General features: G+C 50.0%; 13 protein-coding genes. 3 read left to right on the top strand and 10 right to left on the bottom strand.

The genetic code is table 11. The features are described 5' to 3' along the window. Nucleotides 1-8: 8 nt before the first annotated feature. From ACX9GU_RS12830 to ACX9GU_RS12805, 6 genes are all read right to left on the bottom strand, one after another. Entirely contained in the window at nucleotides 9-1,508 is a 1,500-nt protein-coding gene (locus ACX9GU_RS12830) for a sugar ABC transporter ATP-binding protein (protein ID WP_473194998.1), read from the bottom strand. Between the two features lie 9 nt (nucleotides 1,509-1,517). Then, nucleotides 1,518-2,135: a DUF2291 family protein gene (locus tag ACX9GU_RS12825; protein WP_473194997.1), complete on the bottom strand. Its 618-nt coding sequence runs from the start codon at nucleotides 2,133-2,135 to the stop codon at nucleotides 1,518-1,520. A gap of 59 nt (nucleotides 2,136-2,194) precedes the next feature. Continuing rightward, complete coding sequence (locus tag ACX9GU_RS12820) at nucleotides 2,195-3,127, bottom strand: substrate-binding domain-containing protein (protein ID WP_473194996.1); 933 nt, start codon at nucleotides 3,125-3,127, stop codon at nucleotides 2,195-2,197. A gap of 62 nt (nucleotides 3,128-3,189) precedes the next feature. After that, nucleotides 3,190-3,990 (bottom strand): GolD/DthD family dehydrogenase, encoded by an 801-nt coding sequence (locus tag ACX9GU_RS12815; protein ID WP_368438057.1) that lies wholly within the window; start codon nucleotides 3,988-3,990, stop codon nucleotides 3,190-3,192. Nucleotides 3,991-4,002: 12 nt separating this feature from the next. Further along, nucleotides 4,003-4,911, bottom strand: a complete 909-nt coding sequence (locus tag ACX9GU_RS12810) for a transketolase family protein (protein WP_473194995.1) — start codon at nucleotides 4,909-4,911, stop codon at nucleotides 4,003-4,005. Between the two features lie 2 nt (nucleotides 4,912-4,913). After that, nucleotides 4,914-5,717: a transketolase gene (locus tag ACX9GU_RS12805; RefSeq protein WP_473195173.1), complete on the bottom strand. Its 804-nt coding sequence runs from the start codon at nucleotides 5,715-5,717 to the stop codon at nucleotides 4,914-4,916. Nucleotides 5,718-6,096: 379 nt separating this feature from the next. Between ACX9GU_RS12805 and ACX9GU_RS12800 the strand changes: the two genes are divergently transcribed. Next, on the top strand, nucleotides 6,097-6,891 hold the full coding sequence (locus tag ACX9GU_RS12800) for a DeoR/GlpR family DNA-binding transcription regulator (protein WP_059200948.1): 795 nt from the start codon (nucleotides 6,097-6,099) through the stop codon (nucleotides 6,889-6,891). A 15-nt stretch (nucleotides 6,892-6,906) separates the two neighbouring features. Here the strand turns inward: ACX9GU_RS12800 and pgpB are convergent, their stop codons facing one another. Then, on the bottom strand, nucleotides 6,907-7,671 hold the full coding sequence (pgpB, locus tag ACX9GU_RS12795) for a phosphatidylglycerophosphatase B (protein ID WP_473194994.1): 765 nt from the start codon (nucleotides 7,669-7,671) through the stop codon (nucleotides 6,907-6,909). Between the two features lie 836 nt (nucleotides 7,672-8,507). Between pgpB and ACX9GU_RS12790 the strand changes: the two genes are divergently transcribed. Beyond that, the gene (locus ACX9GU_RS12790) at nucleotides 8,508-9,035 is read left to right on the top strand and encodes a hypothetical protein (RefSeq protein ID WP_473194993.1); all 528 of its coding nucleotides are present in this window, start codon (nucleotides 8,508-8,510) and stop codon (nucleotides 9,033-9,035) included. Between the two features lie 53 nt (nucleotides 9,036-9,088). Here the strand turns inward: ACX9GU_RS12790 and ACX9GU_RS12785 are convergent, their stop codons facing one another. The 3 genes from ACX9GU_RS12785 to ACX9GU_RS12775 form a co-directional block, all read right to left on the bottom strand. Beyond that, nucleotides 9,089-9,859: a hypothetical protein gene (locus ACX9GU_RS12785; protein WP_473194992.1), complete on the bottom strand. Its 771-nt coding sequence runs from the start codon at nucleotides 9,857-9,859 to the stop codon at nucleotides 9,089-9,091. 7 nt (nucleotides 9,860-9,866) lie between these two features. Continuing rightward, nucleotides 9,867-12,101, bottom strand: coding sequence for a hypothetical protein (locus tag ACX9GU_RS12780; RefSeq protein ID WP_473194991.1), 2,235 nt, complete (start codon nucleotides 12,099-12,101; stop codon nucleotides 9,867-9,869). A gap of 173 nt (nucleotides 12,102-12,274) precedes the next feature. Next, the gene (locus ACX9GU_RS12775; protein ID WP_473194990.1) at nucleotides 12,275-12,658 is read right to left on the bottom strand and encodes a hypothetical protein; all 384 of its coding nucleotides are present in this window, start codon (nucleotides 12,656-12,658) and stop codon (nucleotides 12,275-12,277) included. Between the two features lie 247 nt (nucleotides 12,659-12,905). Between ACX9GU_RS12775 and ACX9GU_RS12770 the strand changes: the two genes are divergently transcribed. After that, on the top strand, nucleotides 12,906-13,922 hold the full coding sequence (locus tag ACX9GU_RS12770; RefSeq protein ID WP_473194989.1) for an acyltransferase family protein: 1,017 nt from the start codon (nucleotides 12,906-12,908) through the stop codon (nucleotides 13,920-13,922). Nucleotides 13,923-13,924 lie beyond the last annotated feature (2 nt).

Raw genomic sequence — 13,924 nt, 5'->3', positions numbered from 1 at the left:
TGTTATCCTTAAGCATGAGGGGTTGAGGCACGGATCAGTAGTTCTCGGTCGGCCTGTTCACGGGGAAGATCCGCCGTGAGCTTGCCATCGGCCATGACCATCACCCGATCGGCCAGCGACATCACCTCATCCAGTTCAGAGGACGAAAACATCACCGCCAACCCCTGGCGTGCCATAGCCCCGATCAGGTGATAAACGTCGGTTTTCGCTCCTACATCGATCCCGCGCGTCGGTTCGTCAAGAAACACCACCTGCGGGTCAGTCAACAGCGCCTTGCCCAGCACCACCTTCTGCTGATTGCCGCCGCTCAGTGAGGTGACGGGCAATCCCGCATCGCTGACCTTGATTGCCAGCTTTTCGATCATCCCGTTGACGATAGCGGTTTCACGTTGATCGCCGATCGGCTTGATGGCATTGCGCCCCAGGCTGGACAGCGTCATATTGGCCTGGATAGACATCATCTGCACCAGACCTTCTGCTTGCCGGTCTTCCGGCACCAGTGCCATACCGCCGCGCATCCGATCGCCAAAGCTGGTGCGCTCCACATTTTTGCCGTTGAGCAGGATCTGGCCGGAGGTTTGGCGCATCACACCGTTGATCACTTTGAACAGTTCGGTTCGTCCCGCCCCCAGCAAACCATAAATGCCAATAACCTCCCCCCGACGCACCGAGAAACTCACGTCGTTCAAGCGGTAGCCGCCATTCTCATGCGGCAGCGTCAGGCCGTTCACCCGCAGCACTTCTTCGCCCTTTTCTGCCGGGACATAATCAAAGTGTTTTTTCTTCTCACCGACCATTTTTTCAATGATCCAGGGAATGCTGACGTTGGCGATTTCCTCGGCCGCCACAAAGCGGCCATCGCGGAATACCGTAACCCGATCACCAATCTCCATCAGTTCTTCCAACCGATGAGAAATGTAGATCAGCGTCACCCCGCGTTTTTTCAGATCGGCAATCACCTTGAACAAGGTGCGAACCTCCACCTGACTGAGTGCCGAGGTTGGCTCGTCCATGATCAGTACTTGCGTATCCTTCGCCAGCGCACGGGCGATTTCGACCAGTTGCTGATGGCCAATCGCCAAACTGCCCAGCAAGGTATGAGGATCGACATTCAATTCCAGCCGCTCCAGCAGGGTTTTGGCCAACTGGTACTGATAGTCCACGTTGATCCGGCCACGCTGGAAAAACTCGTTGCCCATAAAGATGTTGTCCATTACGGACATGTTGGGGAACAGGTTCAACTCCTGAAAGATGATGCTGATACCGTGCTTTTCCGCCTGATGCGTGGAGTGCAGGTCGATCTCCTGCCCCTCCAGCTCAATGCTGCCGGAAGAAGGTCGCTCCACTCCCGCCAGCAGTTTCATCATGGTGGATTTACCGGCACCGTTTTCACCAATCAGCACGTTGACCTTATTGCGAAACACCTGGTAGTTGACGCTGTCGAGCGCCGTGACGCCGGGATAGCGCCGCGAAACGTTATGGGTCTGGATAATGACAGGGTTACTCATAACCGCTCCTCAGGGTTGGATGCGTACCGGCGTGATCAGCAAGGGGGGCGCAGGCAGTTGCCAACTGGTGAACACGCCATACACGGTGATCTTATCGCCCACCTTGGGGGTAAAACCGGCCAGTTCGGCCATCGACGCCTGGTTAATGGCTTTGGCGAAATCCCCAAACAGGGTCTGATCGTTAAAATCGCCATAGCCCAGGCTACGATAGCTGTCGCGCAATACCGTGCCGCGGTACACGGGGCCAATCTGCACGTCCACACTTTCGATCGGGCCAGTGGCCAGTTTTAGCGTCAGGCGACCACTGCGAGATTGCGTATTGATGGCCGTAATTTCCCCACTGACCTGGGTGCTGAAATGGCAAGGGAACTCCGGTTGCGCGCGGTAACCCAATTGCTGGCAGGCAGTGTCAAAATCCTTGGCCTGCTCAATCTGGGCGATCAAGTTTGCCAGCGGCACGGCACTTTTCATTACCTGCGGTACCATCTGCTCGTGGTAAATCGCCCCGGCCTGCGCCAGATGCGGATTTACAGGGCTTTGTAGCGCCGCCAACTCCTTTTGTGAAACAATGCGGCAACCGCTCAGAACCATCACAGCAGCCATTGCCAGCGCAATACGCTTGGACATAAAAACCTCCAGTTACACCCCGCCGTAACGGGGTGTAAAAATTGCCATGACCCTGTTGGTTACTGCTTATAGTTGAACTCGTTGACCTTGCTGGCATTTTTTTGGTCGATCAGAATGCCGCGGAACATGATACGTTCCTTGCCGGTGTAGCTACCGGACTTGAAGTAGCCATCGAGGATCTCGACGCCCTGGCTGGCAATCGCCTGGGCTTGCAGCATCACGCTGGCATACAGGCTGCCATTGAGGATCGCATCACGCTCATCGTTGCTACCGTCGATACCCACTACGGTCACATCCGTACGTCCTGCCGCTTTCAGCGCGGCCACCGCACCCAGCGCCACTGGCCCGTTACCACAAATGACACCTTTAACATCAGGATGAGCCTGTAAGATGCTGTCCATGATGCGTTTGCCTTCCAGCAGGTTACCTTTGGCGTCCTGGCGAGCTACGCTGACCATTTCAGGGTACTGATCGATGACGTTGTGGAAAGATTGTGAGCGCGTCACGCAGTTGTTGTCGGCCAGGTTGCAGGTCAGCTCGGCGTATTTGCCGGTTTCCCCCATTTTCTCAACGAACTGGTTGGCCACATCGGAACCGGCTTGGAAGTTGTTATGGGTGATCTGCGCCAGTGCCACGCCGTCAACCGGGATTTCGCGGTTGATCAGCACCACCGGGATGCCCGCATTCTTGGCCTGCTGCACCGCCGCAACGCTGGCCTGAGAATCGGCATTGTCCAGCACAATGCCCTGCACTTTGCGGCCAATAACCAGGCTGATCAGTTCTCCCTGGCGTTTTACATCTTCGCCATGGGAGAGCACCAGCGTGCTGTAGCCCAGCGCTTTAGCCTTGTTTTCGGCCCCTTTGGCTTCGGCAGAGTAATAAGGGTTATCCAGTGAGTTAACCAAAATGGCAATGGTGCCTTTTTCCGCGGCCTGAACGGGCATCAGGGTACAGCCAGCAAGTAGTGTCAGGTAAGCTGCTATCTTTTTCATGATGTTGTTCTCTTATCGTTGTGTTGAACATCGTCTGGTGTTGGCGTACGGATCGGTGCCGGTTACCAAATGGTAAAGCCGCCGTCGATCATCAGGTCCGCACCGGTGATCATGTCGCTGCCGTTACTGGCGAAGAACAGGATCGCCGCTGCAATTTCATCGGTATAAGCAAAGCGTCCCAGCGGGATCAGTTTTTTCATTTCCTCGCCCTTCTCTCCCCGCCAGGCTTTCTCACCCATTGGCGTCAGCACCACGGTTGGCGATAGGGTGTTGACCGTGATCCCATGAGCGGCCCACTCTTTGGCCATCACCTTGGTCATGCCCAACAGCCCTGCCTTGGCCGAGGTATAGGCACAGTGGTTATCAATGGCGATAGAAGCGGCCTGAGAGGCGATGTTGATGATCTTGCCGCCGTGCCTGGCCGCGATCAGACGTTGAGCGAAGGCCTGTGAACATAAGAATGGCCCGGTCAGGTTGACGGCAAGATGCTGTTGCCATTCGCTGAAAGCAATCTCGGTGGCGGGCTGCAAATTAACGTATCCGGCACAGTTCACCAGAATATCCAGCCGCCCCCAGCATTGCTGTGCCGCGCTAAAGGCCGTGGCCACCGACTGAGGATCGGCGACATCACAGACCTGATAGGCGACCTTCTCCTCCCCCAGTTGCTGCTTTATCGCCGCCACTCTTTCCTGCTCAAAGGCCGGATACAGTAAGACCAACCTGGCGCCTTTCTCCAGCAGCATCTGGTTGGCCGCCATGGCAATCCCACCAAGCCCACCGGTCACCACCGCCACTTTGCCAGCCAAGGACATCTGCGTATCGACACCGTAGCGTAAGTTGACGTCGTATTCGTTTTGGCTCATCGCACTCTCCTGTTATTTATTCAACTGCTGATGCAAACCTGCGGCGTCGATCGCATATTGCTGGCGCAATGCGGCACGGCTGCTGCTGTGGGTAAACTCATACGCCGGTACGCCCAATGGAACGAATGTCTGGCGCAGTTGATGTTTGAGTAGCAGTTCGCTGATGATGGTGGCCAGCCCACCGCTGAGAACATGTTCTTCTATGGTGATCACGCGCTGGTGTTCGCGCATTAACGCCACCACCGCCAATTCATCCAATGGCCACAGCGAAGGTAGCGAGACCACGGTAGGATCGTCTCCCATCGCCAGCACTTTCATCGCCTCATGTGCCAGAGTTCCCAGGCAGAACACCACGCTGCCCGTTCCTTCGTGCAACACTTCTGGCTGCCCTGGGCGCAAACGGTAGTCATCCCCATGCAGCAGTGGCAATTTGTCGCTATCCATGCGGATGTAAGCCGGCCCTGGATGGGCGATCACGTGGCGCACAATCTCCGCCGCCTGCCGCCCGTCGGCCGGGGCATAAACCGCCAGATTGCCTAATGTGCGTGCAATGGCAATGTCATTCATACAATGGTGAGTGGCACCCAGTGGGCCGTAACCAAAACCGGCGTTCAACCCCAGCATTTTTACGTTGGTTGCCGAATAGCAGATATCGTTCTTCATCTGTTCGTTAGAGCGGGCAAACAGGAACGGTGCGGCGTTGGCGGTAAACACGGTTCGGCCACTGAGCGCGATACCGGCCGCCATGCCTACCATGTTCTGTTCGGCAATACCGACGTTAACCACCCGCTCAGGATAGGCTTGTTCGAATGGGCCAATTTTTGAGGTTGACGTCGAGTCTGCTACCATCACAGTCAGATCGGCACCTGCCTGTTGTTGTTCAATCAGCGTGGCGATCACTGCATCACGTAAGTCCTGCATGATTAATCCTCCAGTTCTGCCAGCGCCTGCGCCAGCTGTTGAGCGTCAGGGACGCAATGGTGCCAGGCTGGAACATTGGTCATAAATGACACGCCATGCCCCTTCTCGGTGTTGGCCAGGATCACCCGAGGTTTATCCTGTCCAGGACGAGTGATGGCTTCGATCAGCGCTTGCGGATCGTGTCCGTTACACTCGATCACTTCAAAACCAAAGGCTTGCCATTTATCGACCAGTGGCTCCAGCGGCATGATATCTTCGGTTTTGCCAGCCAATTGCAGCCGGTTGCGATCGACAATGGCAATCAGGTTATCCAGTTTGAATTTGCTTGCGGACATGGCTGCCTCCCAGTTAGAACCCTCCGCCAGTTCACCATCCCCAAGCAGTACAAAGGCACGGCGGTGCGCTCGGCCCGCCAGCTTGTTACCCAATGCCAATCCGACGGCAATCGGCAGGCCATGCCCCAAACCACCGGAGTTGATCTCCACCAGTTCAGGCAGTTTTTGATGGATGGGATGCCCGGCCAGCAGGGTGTCGTCCCCCATGTACTGATCGAGTACTGCGGGATCCAACAGCCCCATGGCGGCACAGCTGCAATAAAAGCCCCCGGCTCCGTGGCCTTTCGACAGGATAAAACGATCCTGATCGGGGCGAGCCTGGGAGCGATCCATCACCGCCATATACAGCGTGCAGATGATGTCGATTTCTGACAGATCGGCACCGGTGTGGCCCTTGCCCGCTTTATGGTTCATGGTCACAACGTAACGACGAGCCTGCCGCGCCGTTTGGTTAATCGTCTGAATGTCCATCATCACCTCATGTTGGCTTTTCGTTTCATCGCTCTGACACCATGAACAGCCGATAAAAACGAATCATTGATTTTCGAACGAAATCATATATCGCCAATTCGATAATTGTTGTGCAGTAGATCAAATTACAAACAAAAATGAATCGATAATTAAAAGCCAATAAAAACAGCTAAATGGTGTTGCCATGTCCATTAACATCAGTTAAAACCGGCTTCATCCTCTAGTTTATTCACTTTTATTGCACTATCATTTTCGAATAAAAGCCAATGACGTATCCCTAGTTATCAATGGCTTTATCACTGCAAGCGGGCTAAAATCCGGCGCATCAGCGGTGATATCCGGCACCGGGCAGCCCACGGCACGCGAGGGAGTATTTCGATTGAAAAGCAAAAGTGAACAGCTGGCGGAAATGCAACACCGGCGGGAGAAGATCCTCGACATGATCCGTGAGGACGGCTCAGCCACGGTAAAAATGTTGACGGAAACCTTCAATCTTACCGAGGCCACCATCCGTACCGATTTACGCGTGTTACAACAGCAAGGATATGTGCAGCGTTTTCATGGGGGAGCCACGCTGGTTGATGGCAAACAAAATACCCATGCGCTGCTGTTGGAGCGGCAGATCAATCTGACGGAAAAGGATCGTATTGGGGAGTTGGCGGCAAGCTTTATCGAACCGGGCGATACCATCATTCTGGACTCGGGCACCACTACCACGGCGATTGCCAACCACCTTAGCCATATCAAAAAGCTTTCGGTGATCACCACAGGGGTCAATATCGCCTTACAACTCGGCGGCGAGCCAGGCGTCAACATTCTGCTGACTGGTGGTACGTTCAAATTCCCGACGCTGTCGACCTCTGGGGACAAGGCCGCCAGCTTCTTCGAAAATGTTTTGGCGCAGAAACTGTTTCTGGCTACAGCCTGCATTTCACCGCGCCTGGGGCTGAGTTTTCCCAGTGAAACCGATATCAAGGTCAAGATGGCGATGATCAACGCGGCCACGACGGTGTATGTGGTGGCGGACTCCAGCAAAATCGATAAGGTTTCGATGTTTGCACTGCCCTGTGACTGGAGCCATATCAACTACTTGATCACCGATGCAGGGATCAGTCCTACGGCGGTGCAGGCATTTGAAAAGCTGGGTGTGAAAGTGCTGATTGCAGGTGCCTGAACAGGCACCTGAAAATTACTGCTCGCGTTCCCGCTCGCTGATTTCCTGCTGCTCCTGCGGTGGAATGGTGAGTGGCCCAAACCAACGCTGAGTCAGCCAACTGGCCAGGGTAACCAGCAGCCAGCTAATGGCAATCGCCATCGCCAGATCCCGCGGCCAATGCATGCCGAGCATCAGGCGGCTCGCCATCACGCCAAACGCCCAAATCATCAACACCGCTACGGTTTTATAATGCCGCCGCGGCCACAACAGCCCGACCCCCAGCAATGCCCACATAGCGGCAAACATCGTGTGGCCTGAAGGGAACGAGAAGCCGGTTTCAAACTGCCAGTGTTTACTCAACCATTCAGGCACCAGTGCCTGGTCCAGTAACTGCTCTTTGACCAGGGAGCTTCTCTGCTTCCTGTCCAACGAGTAGAAGTATTTTTCATCAATCTGATGGGTTGATTCCAGCCACACGACAAACGGCCGCGGTGCCTGTACCTGCTGTTTGATGGAAGATTTGATCGCCTGCCCAATGCCGATAGCCACAGACAACAGTATGAACAGCCCTACTGCCGCTTTCAGCCGAAAGCGCAGACACCACAGAAACCAGGCCGACAGGATCAGGCTGGTGAGAATACCCCAGGGCGCAGTGACGGTTTCCGTCACCCAGAACAGCGCCTTTAACAGGCCGCCATTACCACCGGGTTGCCAGCGCCAGCCAAAAAGCCAGACCGCCAGCGGCATCAACATCAGCACAATCGCTCCGCCCGCCGTGCGTTTTGCTATCTTTAACATCCCATTATCCTTCCACTGTGGTTAACCCGCAGTGTAACAATCTTGCGAACTCAGCAAAACAAGAGAAATTAGGTAGATAACTAACCTATTGTAGCAATAGCTAACGGATAGGAATAAAATACATTTATAATCAATATGTTATGCTTTATTTGGTTTAAAAAACACACAACAATCAGCGACAACCAACGACAATACACAACAATTAAATCAAGTGGTTACAAATAATAGTGACCTGATTATTACTTCTAATATCGACCTCAATATACCCGCATAAACCTATCCTAATTCCATGCATCTTTGACATTGCCGCTACACTTTGCAGATTGATAACGATCGAGATCCTCGCATGCGCAAGTTGACAGTTATGGGACATGCCATTTTCTTTATGAACGAAAACGAGTCCTACCCAGATCCCGATCGTGATGCCGGTGAGTCGTTCGCGGTTTGGCATGATGAGGAGGGACAATACTGGCTAGACGTCCATCACCATAGAGAGTGGCGTCGGGCTTTCCTAGAACCGTTCGCCACCTTTGAAGGTGTTTATGTAGCCGTAAGGGACTACGGTTATGAGGAGCCGCCGAAAAGGTGAATGATAGAACGCTGATCGGGAAGGAAAGAAAATGACTGGAAGAAACCTTAGTCGTGCCGTAACCCATTACGCTCATCGATACCTGCCGCCGCTTCTGGTTCTGGTTCTGGTTATTTCATCTTTGATTAATATAGGTTCTACTGTTCAAATCTAACTACCAAATTCTGATTGGTATTGATATCATCATTATAATTTCGAGAATAGTGCTATGGCGTAACAAGAATCATCTCACAGAGGGAGTGTAAAATTGAAATCTGATGGTGCAATTGAGAGGAGGATACATTCATCCTTAATACACTTTAGCAAAGGTGAATATGAGGATTGCTTAATTCACCTGTTCCCTGCAATGGACAGAACTGCGAAAAAATTAAATCCCAATTTAAAAGTAGGCCAAAGGATAAAAAAATTCATTTGCGACTACCAAGACATAATGACATGTTTTTCTTTAAGAGCTATTTTTTCTGAAATAATTTGCGATGAAGTAACACTACCAGATGCAATATATAAACTAGCTAGGAATTCATTGGCACATGAAGGAGAGCTAGATTCAAGATTGAAAATAAATAAATCTGGCGAACTTCTAATGGGAAATGACGAATGGAGCATACCAAGTACTTATGTACTTTCAATGATAATTGCAGTAATGAGTTGCAAAGTTAATACAGGGTGTAAATTCCACCCAGGTGGTAACATTACCATTAATGGTAATGAATTTGAAATTAACAGCCTTTGGGGTGCAGAGACTGCCTTGCGCGGAATGATGCCTAAAACTTAATAAGATGAATCCTCGACCAATCAATAAGGCCGGAAATCCCCGGCCTTGATAAACTAAATTACCTTCCCTGCATTGACCGCATAGTAGTTCTTGTATGTCCGGTAGATCGTAGCCATTTCATCGTTTGTAATGGCTCTGTTGAATGCAAGCACGGCCATCACTTGGCCAGTGGTCGTGGTGCCATGATCAAGACTCCCACCTATCAAAATGTTACCAGTCATGCTTTGGTATGGAGTGGCGGCACCGTTTACCAGGGCATGCTGTGAGGTGGCAAGAACATCGACATGAATACCGATATTTCCTGATCCGCTGTTCATCACCGTTCTTGCAGCAGAAAATATCCCATCAAGGTTTAAAGCATCAACTGGCGCAGTATCTAAGATTGCAGTCACCGCCGTTCCGTTTGCATTCAACCAGCGAGCGCCGATACGAAATTCGCTATCGTATAGGTGTGATCGGCTACGTTGAGGTGATCCAACTTGCAAGACGCCAACAATGTTGAATTTACCTCCTGGTCTTTTTGATATCCCGATATATGTCATATCAGAGTTATTATAAGGAGTTATACTAATTCCAGTATCAATATAATTTGTTTCATTTAGAGAAACTTTGAACCCATCGACAACTGGAGACCCGATAACTGTCATTGCAGCTCCTACTCGGTTTCGCGTCAGCGCTCCTACCGAAGCATCGACATCGAATTGCAGGATCATCCCTGGAATTTGTGATGGCAAAGCAGTTATATCGTTTGGATAAGGAATAGTGCCTAGTGACCGTGTGGCAACAACAGTACGGTCAATGTAAATGCGGGTAGTTGATGTCATCTGAACCTCAAAGTGTTTTACGGAATGCGACCAAATCGTTATAAATAGGGAGCAATGAAACAGGGGAAACATCAGTGGCTGAATCACGAACGCAGCCGCGGGATCCTGTTGTTACACCTGGATTAGCCCCTCGAATGCCCACATAGGCATAGCTTACTGCTGTTGCAGTGCCAGTCTTTGCGATATGGACTACATTGCTGGCATCTATAGTGACACTTGATATTGTCGCGCCTTCAATTCTGAAACCGTAGTTACCAGGATCAGTAACTCGCGCCGTATCAATAACCGCAGCCCCAATGCCACCTACCAGCGGAATTGTTACCTCTGTTGTCGTTTGCGTAATATTAGATTCATCGGGCCTTAGCGCAAGAACAGATTGTGTTTTGAAGTATTCGGCAATTGAGACTCCCGCCACCTCTCCATCCGTTCTGTACCCGTTATTTGACAGATGGTCTTTATCAACATACGGCCTAGCATACTGCGTTCCAGTTATAATAAAGCCAGGATCATCACGGCAAATCTCGTACTGGGCATTGCCGATAATAAGATTAACCTCCGCCCCAGCAGTACCAGCCTGCACGTTAGCGTTGCTAAATTGCTGTACGAACATTGGCAGAGTGGAACCCTGATCAAATGTCAGCGTTCTATAATAACTTTCATAGTCATCCCTTAGCTTAATCATTCCATCTTTGTAAACGGATCCGCTTGTCCCTGCGACAGCATTAGCATTACCATGAATAAACAACAGGGCCGGGGTATATACCATCCCTAAGCTTGTCGCTATCTCATGCGCCCGCCTCATAACAAACTGAGTTGCCTTGAATGAGTCGGTTCCAACAGAAATTTCTGCCAACGTCTTACCACTGGAGCCAGTTGCGGAAGCCATACAAGTAACGCCGTTTTTCTCAAACAATCGCTCAGCTAAGCCACTGCAATCCGATTCATGCCCACCAGATTTTCCTATATTTTCAACCATTGATACCAAATATTGCAAATCCGATTCTTCTACAGATTCAGTTGGTAACGAACTATCGTATTTAGGTCCGCCATTGAATGTCACCGCGCCATATGGGTAACGCGGTGTTACTGTCACAGCAGGTTGAACGATTGATGCTCTACCTACAGAAAGTGATTGTCCTACTAACATTATGTGAATTAACTTACCACTACCTTGTTTAATTCTTGATAATCCATTAGCAGCAATACGGTGAAGCTTATAGTTCCCAGACCCACCTTCTTTCGAGGCAAACTTTATAAAATAGTCATCATCAGTCGCCTTGAATGTTACTGGGTTTATGTTTCCCCCATCAGTTGTTAAAGCTGTATTATCTCCATCTACAGTTACAAAATAAATATTTCCACTTTCCTCTATACCAAGTCCACCATCAGCGGAAACTATCGGGTCGGTTAAAGCGCTACCATCACGAATGTCTGTAACTTTACCGGTTCGGTCTACAATCTTAAAAATATTGCCAAACTGGTCTGCATAAATCTCTGCATAGTCAGGATAAGCGGTTGACAGAAACGCCTCATAACTAAGCATGTTTATGCCGCCAGTTTCGGTCATGCTTAATATTTGATCTCCTGTATTTCTTGATTGAAACACTGAGCCATTGGTACTTTGCACTTGCTCTATTTTATGACCAACCATCAATGCCGGGAACTGTGTCGTACCATCAGCTAGGCGGCGCATAGTCATATTACCTACAGAGTCAATGGCAACTTCTGCAACATTAGCTAACCCTTCAATTGAGCTAGCATTATTATATTGAACAATGTCAATCTGTTTAGCTACTGCAGTCACTGATTCTGCGCTTGGATACATTACCCCGGTCGAAGTGGCCACTCCCGCGACATTTTGATACTGATCTGCAAATCTTGGTGGCATGGAGCCAGCAGGAACGGCGACGTTGAACAATGCGCCGCTTGGGATGATACCGTCAGCAATCGCGGCTTGGGCGGCAGTCAGTGTCGGATAAACGTTCGCGGTGATCGTTGCGTTCTGCGCCGCGAGTGCAGCCGCCGCGGCCGCCTCCGCTGAGCTGGTTTCTGATGCTGCCGCTGATGTGGCTGCATCAATAGACGAAGACTGCGCCGCAGCTGCGGCCTCAGCGGCAGCCTGAGCCTGGTTGGAGAAGTCTTCCGCTTGGCTTGCCTTATTGGCATAGCTTTTTGCTACAGCCGCAGACTCTTTCGATTCAGATGCGGCTTGACGTGCACGGCCCTCACTCGTTGAACTCATGATTTTCTCTCTTAAGGGATGTTTTTTTGGTTGGTTACAGCGATTGTGTTTTCTATGGGCATAAAAAAACCCCGCAGAGGCGAGGTTGGTCTTTGTCTTGCTTTGTGTTGAGTTACTCTATATTAGCGCCGCGGACAAGATGATGCAGCGCCCCTATCCGCGGGAATTACTGGCTATCTTCCTATTGCGTTTTTTCCACCAAACTCAGAAAAGTGAGTCATGCAATAATCGTGAAATCTGTTAGCGTAGCTTAGTGACAGAGAGTTAATGTAACTCGCATCTGTCGGTCGTCGAGGATCGGTGATAACAGGGTCATCATATGCTTGATCTGCAACGTGCAGTGTCCATTTTACAGCTCGGTCTTTATAGTAATCCGTATAATTGATCTCTTTAGCTATCCGCCGCTTCATGGACTCTTTTTCGACACCGATAATCGCAGCGCTAACGACTTGAGAAACAATCATGCTTCTACGATGACATTCTCCGAAATTATTCAAATCAGCAAAAGCCAATTGAGGGAGAAGCAAAAAAACAAGTAATCCCTTAATGATCTTCATCCCACCTCCACGATTAACTATTCATCACATCGTAGCAGAGAGGCATAACAAGGTAACGAAAAACCTGAACGTTCTCTGCTCAATCATGGGACCGGATCACGCTTCACACCCGCAACGCATAAGGCTCTCAATGGAAACATATCCCTACCCATAAAATTTGATGATAGTATCTAAGCGTTAGCACATGTGCGCGGCGGCTCCGGGCAACATCCGGGACAGGAAGTGATTAGGCAGAGATTGGGTAATTATGGGCTACTTTAGGTTTGTACTGTCGGTGCTGGTCTGCGCCAATCATCTATGGGTTATTGGTGGTGTTGGCCGATATGCAGTTTTTTCGTTTTATATACTCAGCGGCTATCTTATGACCACAATTATTTGTGAACGTTATGGCACAAGCCTGGCTGGCGTGAGGAAGTACGCAGCGAACAGATTGCTGAGAATATACCCTACATATCTTGTGGTGTTTTCTTTTGCAATAGTAGCTCTAACTATTTTTGGGAGTGATGGCGCGAGGGCAATTGATCCAAATTTATCCATCCCGACAACAGTCAAAAGCTGGCTTATGAATGCAACATTAGTTGGGCTTGATTTTAGCATTCAAGATAGAACCATCCCTCCAAGCTGGACTCTATTTGTAGAGCTGTTTTTTTATGCAGCGATCCCTTTATTGGTTCGATTCGGAGCTAAAGCAGTTATTATATGGTTGTTTTTATCTATAGCATACCACGCATATTTTCTGCTTACTGCAACTGACGCAGGCCTTGATTGGAATTCCAGGTATGGCGACATTTTGGCAGGTTCGCTCGGATTTTCTCTCGGCTGTGCCGCTAGGTTCTTCCCTTGCAATGCGCTGCGGTTTAATGGCGCGACCGCCACATCTGTTTTAGGCCTGACTACTTGTTACTCAATAACAGCATATTTTATGCTTGTTGGTTACAACAACTCGGATTGGCGATACATATCAACCCTTGGGTTCTATTTGACAATGGCTTTTTCTATTTTGTTTATAGTTAACTCAATAAATATCACTCAGTCTAAACTTGGCAAGTTTCTCGGCGATCTATCATATCCTCTTTACTTGTCACATATACCCATTGGATTTGTTGTGATAAGCGCATTTGGAATGCAACCAAGAACTCCTTTAACTTTCGTCGTGTGTTTTTTATTCTCAATCATTGGCTCTATCGCGCTTTATACTTTCGACAAAAGAGTAAATAAAATCAGAGACAGAATAAGGCCAAAGCCAACTAAGTCGCCCGTGTAAGG

The organism is Serratia sp. K1WW1 (assembly GCF_055790865.1).
The sequence above is the reverse complement of the archived record's forward strand: the minus strand, read 5'-3'. Positions and strand labels throughout refer to the sequence as shown.